The sequence below is a fragment of the Mesorhizobium sp. WSM4816 genome, from assembly GCF_055811535.1.
Genome location: NZ_JBVVQR010000012.1, coordinates 89,517 through 103,566 on the forward strand (window position 1 = coordinate 89,517; position 14,050 = coordinate 103,566).

Sequence of the window (14,050 nt, forward strand, 5' to 3'; positions counted from 1 at the left end):
ATCACACTTGCGTGTCGTGATAGTCGCCCGGTCCCGCGCCGGTCCAGGCATAGAGTTCCCACAGCGTCCCGTCCGGATCGTGGAAGTAGGCGCAGCGCGCGTTCCAGACATAGTCGCCGGGCGGCCCGACGAACGGCACGCCCTTGTCCGACAGTTCGGCGTAGAGCCGGTCGACCTCGCCGGCGCTTTCGAGTTCCATGGCGACGCATGCCTTGTGCGCCCGCTTCGGTGAGCGGACATTCGAGACGCCGCAGTGGCGATTGATGTGGTCCAATTGCCATGCAGCGAGCGTCACGCGCTCGGAATGAAAATCGACAAAGCCCTCGGCGCGGCGTCTGATCCGGTAGCCAAGCTTCTGCGTGTAGAAGTCGATGGTGCGGTCGATATCCTCTACAAGCAGGCAGATATCGGTGATTGCCTTGGTCTGCCCGAGCGACATGGTCATTTGCCTCGATTGATCGCGGTGAGCTCGACGCCTACGCGCGATGCGGCGCCTTCGATGTGCCGGCGCATCGCCTCGCCGGCAGCCTGTGGATCATGCGCGGCGAGCGCGTCGTAGATCCGCACGTGCTCGGCGACGTTGACCTCGACCAGGTCGTGGAGCGGATTGGTGAGGCGGGCATAGTGGATCGACTGGCGGATCTGCTCGCAGACGAAGGAAATGAAGGTGTAGATGTAACTATTGCCGGTCGCCCGGGCGATCGCCCGATGGAAAAGCAGATCGGCCTCGATGCTGCCGTCCTCCCAGCGCTCCTCGCCGCCCATGCGGTCCAGCGCAGCCTTGATGGCGTCAAGATCATCGGATGTACAGCGCGCCGCGGCCAGCGTGGCAGACTCGGTCTCCAGGATGCTGCGCAGCTCGAAGAGCTGCTCCATGTTGCGCTGGTCTTTCAGCGCCTCACGGTCGATCCGGATGGCGGTCCGCTGTTCCGGCGCCATAACGAATGCGCCTACGCCCTGACGCGCCTCGATCATGCCATCGGCGCGAAGCTGCGCGATCGCTTCCCTGACAACATTGCGGCTGACGCCGAACTTGTCGGCGAGCTGGCTTTCGGTGGGGAGCCGGGCTCCCGGGATGATGTCGCCGCCCTCGATCTCGCGGCTCAGATGCGAAGCGACGCGATGCGGAAGCGCCTCCACGCTGCCGATGATGGACGAACGCTGCTTCATGCGGCTTTCCCCTACAAATCGCCCGGACCAGGCATGAGACACGCGGGATTGAACAGGCCTGCCGGATCGAAGGCTGCCTTGATCGCGGTATGAAGCTGCCGTTCGCGTTGCGACAGGCCGGCCCAGAACACGTGACTGCGGCTGCGACCGACGCCATGTTCGGCACTGAACGAGCCGCCGAGCGCTGCGACCAGCTCGTAGAGCCGGGCCAAAACCGCCTGCCCCACGGTCCTCGCTTCGCCGGGCTCGCAATCTATCGGAGGCAGCACGTTGAAATGGATGTTGCCGTCGCCCGCATGGCCATAGGTCAGGGATGCCCAGCCAGGCCAGTCGCGCACAATGCACGCGCGTGCTTGCTCGATCAACGTCGGCACCTGGCTGAGACGAACCGAGAGATCGGTGCGGACATGAAAGCCGCGCCGCGCCTGCCCCTCGACCAGGCCCTCACGGATGGCCCAGAATGTGGCGGCCTGCGAGCGGCTTTGCGCGACGACGCCGTCCCTGATCAGGTCGGCCTCGAGGGCGCGCGTCAGCATAATTTCAAGAAGGCCGCCCGCATCTATCCCTGGCCCACAGGCGAGTTCGACGATCGCGTGAACCGGACATTCTCGCGTCAACGGCGAGCGCAGGTTCGGATCGATGAGATGGACCAGCGGCAGGCACTCCTCGCCGATGACCTCAAACGCGCTGAGAAGGTCGGAGCAGAGATGCCTTGCCATCCGGAACAGCTCGCACGCCTGGCGGAAGCTGCCCAGTCCGACATAGGCGGTCTCGACCTGCGTCGGCCGGGGCGAGAGCCTTACTTCGACGCCGGTGACGACTCCCAGCGTCCCTTCCGAGCCGATCATCAATTGCTTCAGGCTGTAGCCGCGATTGTCCTTGCGCAGCCCGTTCATGCCGCTCCAAAGGGTGCCGTCCGGCAGCACCGCCTCAAGCCCGAGCACCAGGTCACGCGTCATGCCGTAGCGCAGCACATTGATACCGCCGGCGTTGGTCGCGACATTGCCGCCGATCGTACACGATCCCTGTGCGCCAAGCGCGAGCGGGAAGGTCATCTCGGATGCTTCAGCGGCGTCCTTGATGTCCTGCAGCACAGCCCCGGCATCCGCTTGCAGCGTGAAGTCGAGCGGGTCGACGCGGCGTATCCGATTGAGACGCTCAAGCGACAGCACTGCGTAGTCCGAATTGTCTGGAATGGCGCCACCGGCAAGTCCGGTATTGCCGCCTTGCACGACGACGGCGACACCGCTCTGCGAGCACCATTTCACAAACGCCTGGACCTCTTCCACCGATCCTGGACGCACGATGAAGCGGGCACTTCCGCGCCTGTCGCGGCCCCAATCGAGGAGGTAGGGCTCTGCCTGGGGCGACCGTCCGTCTATCAACGCATCACCCGCCAACTGCGCAGGCAGCTCAGCAATTGCGCCGGAAGCTTCGCGTTGAGAGGGGCCATCCGTGATCATCGGGTCAGATCATACGGTCATCCTACAACTTCGCAAGTCCTATTCTTCTCGATGCTCCAGGGTCCCTGGTCGTCGCCGATACGCTTCCCGTGCAGATCGACCAGATGAAGGAGGGTTCTCGCTCGGCCAGGTCGGCCAGCGGCCGTTCGAAATGGGCTACAAGACGATGATGGCGCTGAAGGACATGAAGGACGGCAAGGCTTCGCCGGCCGACCCGACCTATACCGGCCTTGACATTTGCACGCCGGAGACAGCGGATACCTGCATCGCCAAATAGTGCTCCAAATAGCGTTAATTGGGCGGGAGCAAACTCCCGCCCTTTTCATAGCCCGCCCTTTTCCTAGGGGATCTCAATGTCGGAATTGTTCTCGCTCAACGGCCGTGTTGCGCTGGTCACGGGTGCTTCGCGTGGTCTCGGCTTCGCCATGGCCAAGGCACTTGCGGAAAACGGCGCGACGGTGATCGTCAATGCCCGCGATCCGGCGGCGCTGTCCGCGGCGGCTGAAAGGATCGGTGCCGAAGCCCTGCCGTTCGATGTCACCGACGCGGCGATCTCGAGGGCGTCGCTCGAAGGGATTGTCGAACGCCACAGCCGCCTCGATATTCTGGTCAACAACGCCGGCATCCAGCATCGAAGTCCGTTGGTCGAATGGCAGGACGAGGATTTCGACCATGTGATTGCCGTCAATCTTTCGGCTTGCTTCCGCATGATGCGCGACGCGGTGCGCCTGATGCTGCCAAACAAGTTCGGGCGCATAATAAACACCGGATCGGTTGCAGCGATCCTTGGCCGTCCCACCATTCACGCCTATGTGGCGGCAAAGGCGGGCCTGCACGGGCTGACACGCTCGACCGCCGCTGAACTGGGCCGTCACGGCATCACCGTCAACGCGATCGCCCCCGGCTATTTCGCCACCGAGCTCAACACCGCACTTATGAGCGACGAGGCCTTCACCAAATGGGTCGAGGCACGAACCCCGGCGGGCCGCTGGGCCCAGCCTGAGGAACTCGGCGGAGCCGTGGTGTTTCTCGCCTCAGACGCTGCCGCCTACGTCAACGGCCATGTGCTGGCCGTTGACGGTGGGCTATCGGTTTCCCTCTGACCGGCGAAGTGCTTTTCAGAAAAAAAATTCAGCCAGGCAGCGCTGCGAAGACCGGCTGCGTTAGCCGATCCCATAGACCAGGCTCACGCGCCCATCTGTGAGCTGCTGAACCTTCCGCAGTTCAAGCCCGCGACGATTTTGCGTTGCTCCAAACAGCGCCTTCCCTTCGCCGACGAGCAGCGGATAGAGGATAAGCCGCAGTTCATCCACCAGCCCGGCATCGATGAGGCTCGCGGTCATTCGCGCACCGCCCATGAGATAGATATCCTTGCCGGGCTGCTGCTTGAGGCCAGCGATGTCGTCGAAGGTCCGCAGGAAGCGCGTCTTTGGCCAGGCCGCCGAATTCATCGTGTTCGACAGCACATAATGCGGGGTATGTTCGGCAAAGCGGGCCCATTCGAGCTCCTCCGGCGTCGGCAATTTGCCGGTCATCGGCAACGGCTTGACCGGCTCATTCTGGATCGCGCTCCAGTAGCGCTCGTAGCCGGCGTACATGATGCTCCCGAGCAGGCAGGCATCGATTTGCGGCATCAGCCCATACTCCTCCGACCACGCGTCGACCCATTCCGCGTAACCCTCGGGTCCTTCCATCTTGCCGTCGACGGAAACCTTCATTCCGGCGATCAATTTGCGCATGACGTCCTCCATCAGGCTTGCCCAATGCAAGCACGTTTCATCGTTTCATCGTTGCTGGTGTGCGAGCCTCCACGGGCGAATGCCGGTGGAGGCTGGGCGGTGACTTCAGCCGACGCGATCGTGTCAGGCCGGCAGGCGGCGGTCGTATTCTTCCCGCAGGCGGCTCCAGCCCTCCCAGAACGAGGTCGGCGTCTTGCCGGCGATGCGGGCAGCCAGCACGTCGAGGTGCATGTGCCAGCCGGCGGTGACGTTGAGCTGGATTGCGCGTTCCGGCAGCCGGCGATGGATGACGGTGAGCAGCACATCGTTCCCATTCGGCTCCAGCAAGAAGGAAACCCCGCCGGTGTCTCCCCAGGTGATGGCAAGCTTGTAAGGTTGATCGAGCTCGGTGATCCGTCCTTTCATCCGGTGCTCTTCGGGAAAGCCGGCGGGGCGCTGGCCGGGCGGATCGGTCAGCTCGTCGTTACGCCAGACCAACTCGAACGAGGTGCCGGCTTTCATTTCCATCTGGCCCGCGGCCATCCACTGCCGGCGCAGGTCGCTCTCGGTGAGATAGGCCCAGACCCGCTCGATCGGACCGGGCAAAAGCCGCTGGATGGTGAACGTGGCGGGCTCGGTCAGTTCGCCATAGGCTTCGATGGTTTTCATCTGGTTCATTGGTCGTCTCCTTCTCTTGAGGCGGGCGATTTCCTGGAATCATCCTGGGCCCAGGAATCACCCGGGGCTTTGCGTGCGTCCTCTTCGCGAAGCAGACGCTCGAGGACGTCGAGACGGTTGGTCCAGAACCGCTCGTAGAAGCCGAGCCATTGGTGGGCGCTGGCCAGCGGTCCGGGTTCGAGGCGGCACAGATGTGTGCGGCCCCTCACCTCGCGACGAATAAGCCCTGCATTCTCCAGCGTCTTGATGTGCTTGGAGGCGGCCGCCAACGACATGGCGAAGGGTTCCGCCAACTGGCTCACCGTTCGCTCGCCGTCGGCGAGGTCGCGAAGCATGTGCCGGCGGGTGGCGTCGCCAAGCGCGTGAAAAACCGCGTCGATCTGGGGCGTCTCTAATTCAACCATGTAGTTGAATATAGGGGCACGCTTTCGAATTGTCAACCGATTGGTTGAATGATTGCGGGAAAACCCTGCCACGGCAGATTCAGCAGAATTTCAGAAATCTTCCGGTACGCGCCCGTTCTTTGGCTTCATTGTTCTCAAGAAAGAAAAAACCGGATGAGGTCGACCATGTCACTGAATGAAAACACGCGCCAAGCCGCCCGACAAGAACTCCTCGAATATGTATCTTGCGTTATGGCTGCGTCGCCCTGTGCGCCCATGCCTGGAACGATGTTCGAAATGCTCGAGATCATCGCCATGGAGAGGCGGATAGCTTCCAGCCAAAGTGAAGGCGAATCAAATTCCTTTGATCCCTTGACGTCTGAGCGGATTGAGACCCCAATCAGGCAGCGTCTAGTCAGGCTGATCAGGTCGGCATTCGATGTCGCAAGAAAATCCAGAGCACGTTCTGGCACTTGGCAGTTGCGAGCTTGATCTTGCGCGCGGCCTCCTTCTCCGCGACGGGAAACCTGTTGCCCTCCGCTCCAAGGCATTTGATCTGTTAACCTATCTCAGCAGGAATGTTGGACGTGTCGCGACCAAGTCAGAACTGATGTCAGCGGTGTGGCCTGATGTCTTCGTGACCGAGGACTCACTGACGCAAGCCGTCAGGGAGTTGCGAAAGGCGCTGCAGGACGAAAGCCAAACCATTATCCGCACGGTCGCCAAACGCGGCTACGTACTCTCTCTTCTCGATGCGCCAAAGCCAGAGCGCTCTGGACAGCCGAGCGTTGCGGTACTGCGCTTCAGCAATGAAGGTGCGCCGGAAGACACCCCTCTGGTTGACGGCTTCGCCGAGGACATTGTCAATGCGTTGGCTCGCTTTGGAACGGTCGTTGTGCTGGCGCGCAATTCCGGATTTGCATTTGTCTCGGATTCCGCTTCCGATTGGCGTGCCGTTGGCGACAGCCTTGGCGCAACCTATTTGGTCCGTGGCAGGGCGACGACTCGCGCAGACGGCATGCGGGTCACCGTCAGCCTCATTACCGCCTCGACGGGTGGAGTTCTCTGGAGCGATAATTTTTCTGCGTCTGGCGGCCAGATCTTCGATATGCAGGAAGAAATCGCTCGCCGTGTGGTGAACCGGCTGGTCGCTCGGCTCGACGACGCAGGGATTAAACAAGCAACCCCAAAACCTACGGACAGCTTGGCCGCATACGAGCTTCTCCTGCGTGGACTGGCCCGGCTGCGCGGCTATGGTGATGACGACAATGAGGCTGCGCGCAGTCTTTTCCAGGCGGCGGTTGAGAAGGACCCGACCTATGCCTTGGCGCATTCCTACATCGCGCTCGCCGATCTCATTATCGGTGGCTATGCTGAGGCATCCCCAGCGTTGCTTGGTTCAGTGATCGACCGCGCAGAGTGTGCGGTGACCCTGGCGCCGGAAGAGCCACGCTGCCATCGCGTACTCGCCCAGGCTTTCCTCTCAGCCCGTCGGTTCGAAGCAGCCGAACATCACCTTCAACGCGCGCTCGACCTCAATCCGTATGACGCCGATACGATTGCTCAAATGGGATACTTGCTCACGATGAGAGGCAGGCCTCTTGAAGCACTCGCGGCGCTTGACAGTGCGATACGGATCAACCCGATCCATCCTGATTGGTACCATTATGATCGCTCTATCGCGCTTTACTCGTCAGGAGACTACAAGGCCGCGCTCCTTAGCATGTCGAAGCTCCCATTGAAGGCACCCTGGCGGCTGACAAGGCTCGCGGCGTGCCATGCGCAACTCGGCGATCTCAAGGAAGCCCAGAACATTATCGCAGAGGTCAAGCGGATAGCGCCTGACTATTCGCCACTGGAGTTTGCGCAAACCAGGATAGCGTTCGAACATGCGAGCGATATTGAACACTTCACTGCCGGCGTCGCAAAAGCATTTGCAGCATATGAGGCCGGCCTTGTCGGCACACTGCCCAGACATCGTAAGTAGCAGCGCGCTTATCGCGAAGGGCTGACGAGCCTTCCGGATTGGAGGATTACCTGTTTCTTCGTCCGGTAACCACAAATGGCAACTGCAACCGGAGACGAGACCTTCACTTGCCTTCGAAGAACGTATGAATCGAGACTTCCAGCTTTTCGATGAGTTGAGGGTTATGGCAGCTTCCAGCCCAGATCAGGGCGTTCAGTCTCATATCCTTGTTGAGAAAGTTCATTTTCCGGGAATCAAGCAGGTATCCCGCGACCTCGTAGTGCCGTCCCTTGATAGCCTCGATAAGCGCGTTGTTTCTTCCGGTCTTGTCAGTAAGATTCACGTCGGCGCCATTCTCGACAAGCACCTTGACGACATCCAGATGCCCGTTCTTTGCCGCTTCAATAAGGGCCGTTCTGCCGTAGTAGTCGGCTCTTGCATCGATCTCTATTTCGGGATGTTTCACGAGGGCGAAAATGGAGGCGTAGTGGCCCTTGGCCGAAGCAAGGCTCAAAGGCGTGCTCTTCCATTTGTTTCTGGAATTCACATCGATTGCTGGGTGTTCGATCAACGCCTCGACCGCCGCGGTGCGGGCATTGAGGGCTGCGAGATGAAGGGCTGACCAGCCGCCGCCGTCCGCCTCGTTGATATTGGCGCCGGCCGCCAATTCCGCTCGAACGGCCCCCGCATCGCCGCTTTCTGCCGCGATCAGCAGATTCGACCAACCTCTCGCCCCTTCGACTTCCAAGCTCTCGGTCAATGCAGTCGCCTCCCCGAATGCTCCCTGCAGGATACCATTGTTCCGGTTCGGCCGACATCCACCGAATGACCGGCTTCCATCGAAAAGCCTTTCTCATTCGACGGTGTCGGCAAATACAATCCGAGAGGGGAAGAAGGAGAAGATAGCAAACCTGAGCTTGAGCGAGAGGCATGATGCCTTTGAGTGCCTGACCTAAGAGCGCGACGGCATCCGACTGAGTTCACTCGCAAGCAGAGTGGCGAGGACGCCGAAGTCGGACTGGCTGGTTGGTAATCGGCATGGAAGTTCGACCGGCTCGAACGTGAAGCCAGGCCTCTGATCAAAGCGGAACTGGCCGATATCCTCCGGCAGCGGAGGCCGATAAAGACGAACAGGAAGCGCGCACTCTATCGAGAAACAAAGGGATCATGCAGTCCTTCAGTGCATTCGTCGTCAACAATGTCCGCTGGCTCGCGGGCGCCTTTTTGCTGACCCTCGTCTCGTCCTTCGGGCAGACCTTCTTCATCGCCTTGTCGAACGGCGATATCCGCGAGACGTTCGGGTTGAGTCATGGCGAGTTCGGCGGGCTTTACATGCTGGCAACGCTGCTTAGCGCGGCGACTCTGCCGTTCCTGGGGCGGCCGCTGGACCGGTATTCGACAGTGACCATGGCGATCGCGACGATGCTCATGCTTGCCTGCGCCAGCATTGCGATGGGGTTCGCCGGTTCGCTGCCAACGCTGCTCCTTGCGCTCTATTTGCTGCGCCTTTTTGGCCAGGGGATGATGACCCAGACCGCTCTGACGGCAACAGGCCGCTGGTTCGCCGCGAACCGGGGCCGCGCCGTCTCGGTCGTCACGCTTGGCTTTCATGTCGGCGGCGCTCTGCTGCCTTTCCTGTTCGTCCTCGTGGCCGGCCTCGTCGGCTGGCGGGGAAGCTGGTTCGTCTGCGCAGCCTTCATCCTGGTCGTGGCCTTGCCTCTGGTTTGTGCGCTGGTCCGGAAGGAACGCAATCCGCAGAGCGAGGCCCAGCCGAGGGCGCAACGCGCAGTGAAGCACTGGACGCGGGCGGAAGTCCTGCGCGATCCGACCTTCTACGCCATCTGCCTGGGGGTCCTGGCTCCCGCCTTCGTCGGCACGACCATCTTCTTTCACCAGGTCTATCTAACCGAGCTCCGGGGCTGGCCGCTGCAACTCTTCGCCACCGGATTTGCCGTCCTGTCCGCCACGACGATGGGTTTTGCGCTTCTGGCCGGGTGGCTGATCGACCGCTTCTCGGCGGTCCAGCTGCTGCCTCTATTCCTTCTGCCGCTGGCGCTGGCATGCTTCGCGGCTGCCTATCTGACGGCGCCTTTCGCCATCTTCGTCTTCATGGCGCTGCTTGGCATCAGCTACGGCTTCTCCTCGACCCTGGAGGGCGCCATGTGGCCGGAGATCTACGGCACCGCGCATCTCGGTGCGATCCGCTCGGTTGTGGTGGCCGTGATGGTTCTGGCCTCGGCGATGGGCCCCGGCATCACCGGATACCTGATCGACGCCGGCGTCGACTACGCGCTGCAACTGGCCTTGATGGGCGTCTACAGCCTGGCCGCCGCCTTGCTGATGTGGAGGGTATCGCGGAAGCTGACGCGAGGCCTGTCTCGTGGCTGGAATCTTTCCAGCTCCTGATCGGTCCTGAAATCGTCGACACCAATATTTATGTCGCTACTTGCGGAATGAAGTGCTGGTCCGCGCCAAGCGGCCAATCGGAAAGGTGAGAAGCAAGATGCGAATTGGACGTCGGCAATTTCTCATCCTTTCGCTCGGAGCGGCTGCCTTCGGCACGGCCCAAGCCTCCGGGCCACTCTGGGCAGCCCTGCGATCCGGAGAAGCCATTGCGCTGCTGCGCCATGCCGCGGCCCCAGGCTCCGGCGATCCGCCTGGCTTCAGGCTCGGTGACTGCAGCACCCAGCGGAATCTGTCGGAACAAGGTCGTGCGCAGGCCCGCGCGATCGGCGACCTGTTCCGTGCGAACGGCATCTCGTCGGCAGCCGTCTATTCGAGCCAGTGGTGTCGCTGCCTGGATACCGCTCGCCTGCTCGGGATCGGCGACGTCGTGCCTCTTGAGCTGCTCAATTCGTTCTTTGGCGACAGTTCGGCCGCAGAAGTGCGCACCGCTGCCCTTCTGGCCTGGCTCCGCGCACAGCGTTTCGGCGGACCTGTGGTCCTTGTCACGCATCAGGTCAACATCACCGGTTTGACCGGCGAGGTGCCGGAGAGCGGCGAAATGATCATTGTCCGTATTCATGGAGCTGACCCCGTGCAGGTCATCGGGCAGGTTGCCACGCCGGCTTGAGCATTATGGCCTTAAACCCCATCTCGTGCAGCATCGCTTCAGTCGCGGAACAACGACGTGCGAGGAGAGATCGAAGGGAGTGACGGCATGGCTATCGATTTCAACCATACAATACTGCCGGCCCGCGACAGCGAGGCGTCGGCAAAATTCCTGGCGGAAATGCTTGGTCTTCCCGCCCCAAGGCGCTGGGGGCCCTTCCAGATGGTCACTACCGAAAACGGTGCCAACCTCGACTACATGGATACCTCAGGCGAAATCAGGCCGCAGCATTACGCCTTCCTGGTCAGCGAAGCCGAGTTCGACGAGATCTTCGCCAGGATTCGTGAACGGAACCTGCCGTACTGGGCTGATCCTGGCCGGACGCAGCTGGGCGCGATCAATCGCCACGACGGCGGCCGCGGCGTTTATTTCGAGGACCCCAACGGTCATCTGCTCGAGATCATTACCCGTCAGTACGGCAGCGGCGGATGGAACCCGTGATCGCTCGGTGGCGTAGCCAGGCGGCGGACGTCTCCGAACTGGCCTCATGGCGGAACCTGAACGGTGATCTTGATCGATGAATAATAGGCGGCGACATCAGCTATATCCTCATCGCTCAAGCCCTTGGTCACGACAGTCATCTGCTCGTTCTTGCGCTCGCCTGTCTTGAAGGCGTTCAGCGCCTTGACAAGATAAGCCTCCTTTTGCCCTGCTATATTCGGCGCGTCGGGCAGCTTGGCGATGCCGTCCTTGCCATGGCAGACTTGGCACTTCAGCATGATTTTTTTGCCCGAAGCGGCATCACCTCCAGCCTGCGCAAGCGACGAACAGGCAAAGAGCGCAGCCAGACTGACGATCAAACGCCTCACCCCGAACTCCTTTATCCAAGAGAAGCAAGCCAGGCAGCAGCAGAAGGCCGCCGCCTGACCAGTCGCTTAATCGCCGTAGGAAATCCGCCAGACGGCCCCGGCCAAATCGTCGGACACCAGCAGCGAACCGTCTTTGAGCATCTGAACATCGACAGGACGGCCGAGATACTCGCCATTCTCGTTCAGCCAGCCGTCAGCGAACACTTCAGCTTTGTCCGCCGTCCCGTCCGCCTTGAGCGAGGTGAACATCACCCGAGCCCCCACCGGGTCCACGCGGTTCCACGAGCCGTGCTGGGTCGAGAAGATGCCGCCGCGGTATTTTTCGGGGAACTGCTTGCCGGTATAGAACGACAGCCCGAGATCGGCCGCGTGAGCCTCTTGCTCGACCTCCGGGAAGATCACGCCTTCGGGGACTGTTGCGTCCTTGTACTCAACCGTACGAACTTTTCCGCCGCCATACCAGGGGAAGCCAAAATTCTGGTCCGGTCCGGTAACACGGTTCATTTCACCTGGGGGAATGGTGTCGCCCATGCCGTCGACCTGATTGTCGTTCACCCAAAGTGTCTTATCCTTTGGGTTGAAATCCAGGCCGAGGGGATTGCGCATTCCGCGCGCATAAATTTTGCGGTCGGTACCGTCCTGCTTCATGCTTATGATTCCGCCGATGCCGAGTTTCTCGAATTCCGGGAGCACTTCGGGGGCTGGCACATTGAACGGCTGGCCGATGGTAATATAGATGCGGTTGTCAGGCCCGACGCGACAGGTTCGGGCCGTGTGATTGTAGCTCTCGTTGGATGCGGGTATCAGCTCGCCCTGCTTCACGATCGGGAAAGCCGCGACATCGGGACCTTCATAGAAAAACTCGGCCGCCGGGAACCACAATACGCGGTTCTGTTCGACGACGTAGAGGTGGCCATCCCTCGAGAAACAGACGCCGTTCGGAACCGTCATTTTGATCGAAGGCGCAAAGGCCTTCACGTCGTCGGCGACGCGGTCCTTGTTGCGGTCGGTCATGGAGTAGACCAGCTCTTTGCGGGTACCGACGAAGGTCACCACGCCCTGCGGTCCTACGGCGATATGACGCGCGTCGGGAACGATGGCATAGAGAGAGATCTTAAAACCATCCGGGACTTTGACCTTCGCTGCAATGGCTTTGAGGGCTTCTGCGTTTTCTCCGGTTTGCGGGATCGGCTCCATCATCGGTGTGCCGGTCGTCTTGAAGCCGCCAAGTTTCTCGAGATTTTCGTCCTGCGCAAATGCGGACGGTGCATGACAAAACGAAAGCCAGTTTCTTGATCACGATATCCTCCCACGTGGCCAGCTTCGCGGCATCTGTGGCAGTCAGACACAACGTTGCGGGCGGTTGCTTTTGTGCGAAATTTCCAGCTCCGAGCACGATCTTCCGGCCGGGACCAAACGACCGAAAGCGTTGCCTAACTCAATCCCCCTGACAGTCACCTAGGGCTGCAGTGGTTGCCGCCACAGCATAACATGTCGGCCCGCCGGGTACCAACGATGAACGGCAAGCTGGCCGGGGCTTTTCAACCAGTCCTCTTATCGGCTGGCCGGGCGGGCGCCGAGTTGGCGCAACAGCCCGAATGTGCTCCAATATCGTCATGTAGAGCTGCCTTCGGACGTCCGGTGAAAAATGGCATCCAGGCAATGCGAGGCCACCAGAGAGCGGCCCGCCAGAGGGGGAATAGATGCGTCGCATCGCTCGGATCTCGCTTGCCATCATCCTTTCGCTGGCCGTCGCAATCCTGACTGCCTGGGCCGGACTTGCCATGTGGTATCGTCTGCCTGTGGCTGAGCTTGGACGGGCTCTGGCCGGTGTCCTGTTCATCTTGTTCGGCCTCGCCACTATCATCGCCCTCTTCAGCCGGTTTCGCATCAGGGCGCTTGTCCTGTTTGCAGCTGCGTTAGCTGTGGTTCTGGTTTGGTGGAGCACCATCAGGCCTTTCGATCACGCGGACTGGGCGCCCGACGTCGCCCGTCAGGTAACCGGCACACGCGACGGAAACCTGTTGACGCTGACTGATGTGCGCGACTTCGAGTGGCGTAGCGCTACTGATTTCACCGAACGCTGGACAACGCGGACCTACGACCTCTCCAACGTTCAGACGGTGGATCTCTTCATGTCTTATTGGTCCGGGACCAAAATCGCCCATGTCATCATAAGCTTCGGCTTTGCAGGAGGTGACTATCTTGCCTGGTCGATTGAGGTGCGGCGCCATGGAGGCGGCAAGTTTTCACCCATGGCAGACCTGTTCAAGAGCAATCCCCTGGTCATTATTGCGGCTGACGAGAGAGACGTCGTCGGCGTCAGGTCAAACGTTCGCGGAGAGGATGTCCAAATCTATCGGCTAAAAGTGTCACCGGAAGCGGCTCGGGCGCTCTTGCTGGAATACGTCTTGGACGCAAATGCACTTTCCACGACTCCAGAATTCTACAATTCCATCACGACGAACTGCACGACCACGATCGTCAAGATGATGCGAGCCGTCGGTGACGTGGTGCCTCTTGACTGGCGCCTCATCGTTAACGGCTATCTTCCCGAATATGCGTATGCACGGGGTGCGCTCGATGTCAGCTTGCCGATGTCGGTTTTGAGGGAGGCAGCCCACATTGACGGCCGTGCGCGGGAGTCGGGCCTTTCGCCAGATTTTTCGAGATTGATCCGGATTGGCGTGCCATCCCCCGGTCCAATTTATTGATCTCTGGAATCGTGTTTGGAAACGCTGGGCGGTTCGA

At 60.7% G+C, this 14,050-nt stretch carries 15 protein-coding genes and 1 pseudogene; 7 read left to right on the forward strand and 9 right to left on the reverse strand.

The window, feature by feature from the left end; genetic code table 11:
* Position 1: 1 nt before the first annotated feature.
* The 3 genes from AC0L3H_RS15485 to AC0L3H_RS15495 are packed head-to-tail and all read right to left on the reverse strand — an operon-like array spanning position 2 to position 2,555.
* Positions 2 to 439 (reverse strand): VOC family protein, encoded by a 438-nt coding sequence (locus tag AC0L3H_RS15485; protein ID WP_473521432.1) that lies wholly within the window; start codon positions 437 to 439, stop codon positions 2 to 4.
* Between the two features lie 2 nt (positions 440 to 441).
* Positions 442 to 1,170 carry a FadR/GntR family transcriptional regulator gene (locus AC0L3H_RS15490; RefSeq protein WP_128246959.1) on the reverse strand — a complete coding sequence of 243 codons (729 nt, stop codon included), beginning with the start codon at positions 1,168 to 1,170 and terminating at the stop codon, positions 442 to 444.
* 11 nt (positions 1,171 to 1,181) lie between these two features.
* On the reverse strand, positions 1,182 to 2,555 hold the full coding sequence (locus AC0L3H_RS15495) for an FAD-binding oxidoreductase (RefSeq protein ID WP_473586030.1): 1,374 nt from the start codon (positions 2,553 to 2,555) through the stop codon (positions 1,182 to 1,184).
* Between the two features lie 229 nt (positions 2,556 to 2,784).
* Here AC0L3H_RS15495 and AC0L3H_RS15500 point away from each other — a divergent pair, with 229 nt between their 5' ends.
* Entirely contained in the window at positions 2,785 to 2,910 is a 126-nt protein-coding gene (locus AC0L3H_RS15500) for a hypothetical protein (RefSeq protein ID WP_473586031.1), read from the forward strand.
* A 76-nt stretch (positions 2,911 to 2,986) separates the two neighbouring features.
* Positions 2,987 to 3,736: a glucose 1-dehydrogenase gene (locus tag AC0L3H_RS15505; RefSeq protein WP_473586032.1), complete on the forward strand. Its 750-nt coding sequence runs from the start codon at positions 2,987 to 2,989 to the stop codon at positions 3,734 to 3,736.
* A gap of 60 nt (positions 3,737 to 3,796) precedes the next feature.
* Here the strand turns inward: AC0L3H_RS15505 and AC0L3H_RS15510 are convergent, their stop codons facing one another.
* The 3 genes from AC0L3H_RS15510 to AC0L3H_RS15520 all read right to left on the reverse strand — a co-directional run bounded on the left by AC0L3H_RS15510 (position 3,797) and on the right by AC0L3H_RS15520 (position 5,433).
* Positions 3,797 to 4,372, reverse strand: coding sequence for a dihydrofolate reductase family protein (locus tag AC0L3H_RS15510; RefSeq protein WP_473586033.1), 576 nt, complete (start codon positions 4,370 to 4,372; stop codon positions 3,797 to 3,799).
* A gap of 123 nt (positions 4,373 to 4,495) precedes the next feature.
* Positions 4,496 to 5,029, reverse strand: coding sequence for an SRPBCC family protein (locus AC0L3H_RS15515; protein WP_473586034.1), 534 nt, complete (start codon positions 5,027 to 5,029; stop codon positions 4,496 to 4,498).
* Complete coding sequence (locus AC0L3H_RS15520; protein WP_473586035.1) at positions 5,026 to 5,433, reverse strand: ArsR/SmtB family transcription factor; 408 nt, start codon at positions 5,431 to 5,433, stop codon at positions 5,026 to 5,028. The genes AC0L3H_RS15515 and AC0L3H_RS15520 overlap by 4 nt, the downstream gene beginning before the upstream one ends.
* Before the next feature lie 418 nt (positions 5,434 to 5,851).
* On the opposite strand from AC0L3H_RS15520, the gene AC0L3H_RS15525 reads away from it, so the two are divergent.
* Positions 5,852 to 7,399 carry a winged helix-turn-helix domain-containing tetratricopeptide repeat protein gene (locus AC0L3H_RS15525; RefSeq protein ID WP_473586036.1) on the forward strand — a complete coding sequence of 516 codons (1,548 nt, stop codon included), beginning with the start codon at positions 5,852 to 5,854 and terminating at the stop codon, positions 7,397 to 7,399.
* A gap of 103 nt (positions 7,400 to 7,502) precedes the next feature.
* Here AC0L3H_RS15525 and AC0L3H_RS15530 read toward each other — a convergent pair whose 3' ends face one another.
* Positions 7,503 to 8,138, reverse strand: a complete 636-nt coding sequence (locus AC0L3H_RS15530; protein ID WP_473586037.1) for an ankyrin repeat domain-containing protein — start codon at positions 8,136 to 8,138, stop codon at positions 7,503 to 7,505.
* A gap of 407 nt (positions 8,139 to 8,545) precedes the next feature.
* On the opposite strand from AC0L3H_RS15530, the gene AC0L3H_RS15535 reads away from it, so the two are divergent.
* From AC0L3H_RS15535 to AC0L3H_RS15545, 3 genes are all read left to right on the forward strand, one after another.
* Complete coding sequence (locus tag AC0L3H_RS15535; protein WP_473586038.1) at positions 8,546 to 9,784, forward strand: MFS transporter; 1,239 nt, start codon at positions 8,546 to 8,548, stop codon at positions 9,782 to 9,784.
* A 52-nt stretch (positions 9,785 to 9,836) separates the two neighbouring features.
* Entirely contained in the window at positions 9,837 to 10,451 is a 615-nt protein-coding gene (locus tag AC0L3H_RS15540) for a histidine phosphatase family protein (protein WP_473586039.1), read from the forward strand.
* Between the two features lie 87 nt (positions 10,452 to 10,538).
* Positions 10,539 to 10,931 carry a VOC family protein gene (locus tag AC0L3H_RS15545; RefSeq protein ID WP_473586040.1) on the forward strand — a complete coding sequence of 131 codons (393 nt, stop codon included), beginning with the start codon at positions 10,539 to 10,541 and terminating at the stop codon, positions 10,929 to 10,931.
* A gap of 44 nt (positions 10,932 to 10,975) precedes the next feature.
* Here AC0L3H_RS15545 and AC0L3H_RS15550 read toward each other — a convergent pair whose 3' ends face one another.
* Together AC0L3H_RS15550 and AC0L3H_RS15555 are read right to left on the reverse strand one after the other, a co-directional pair.
* Entirely contained in the window at positions 10,976 to 11,299 is a 324-nt protein-coding gene (locus AC0L3H_RS15550) for a c-type cytochrome (protein WP_413468391.1), read from the reverse strand.
* Positions 11,300 to 11,365: 66 nt separating this feature from the next.
* Positions 11,366 to 12,562: pseudogene (locus AC0L3H_RS15555) on the reverse strand (PQQ-dependent sugar dehydrogenase); the annotation flags it as partial.
* 440 nt (positions 12,563 to 13,002) lie between these two features.
* Between AC0L3H_RS15555 and AC0L3H_RS15560 the strand changes: the two are divergent.
* Positions 13,003 to 14,013, forward strand: a complete 1,011-nt coding sequence (locus AC0L3H_RS15560) for an Lnb N-terminal periplasmic domain-containing protein (RefSeq protein WP_473586041.1) — start codon at positions 13,003 to 13,005, stop codon at positions 14,011 to 14,013.
* Positions 14,014 to 14,050: the final 37 nt, after the last annotated feature.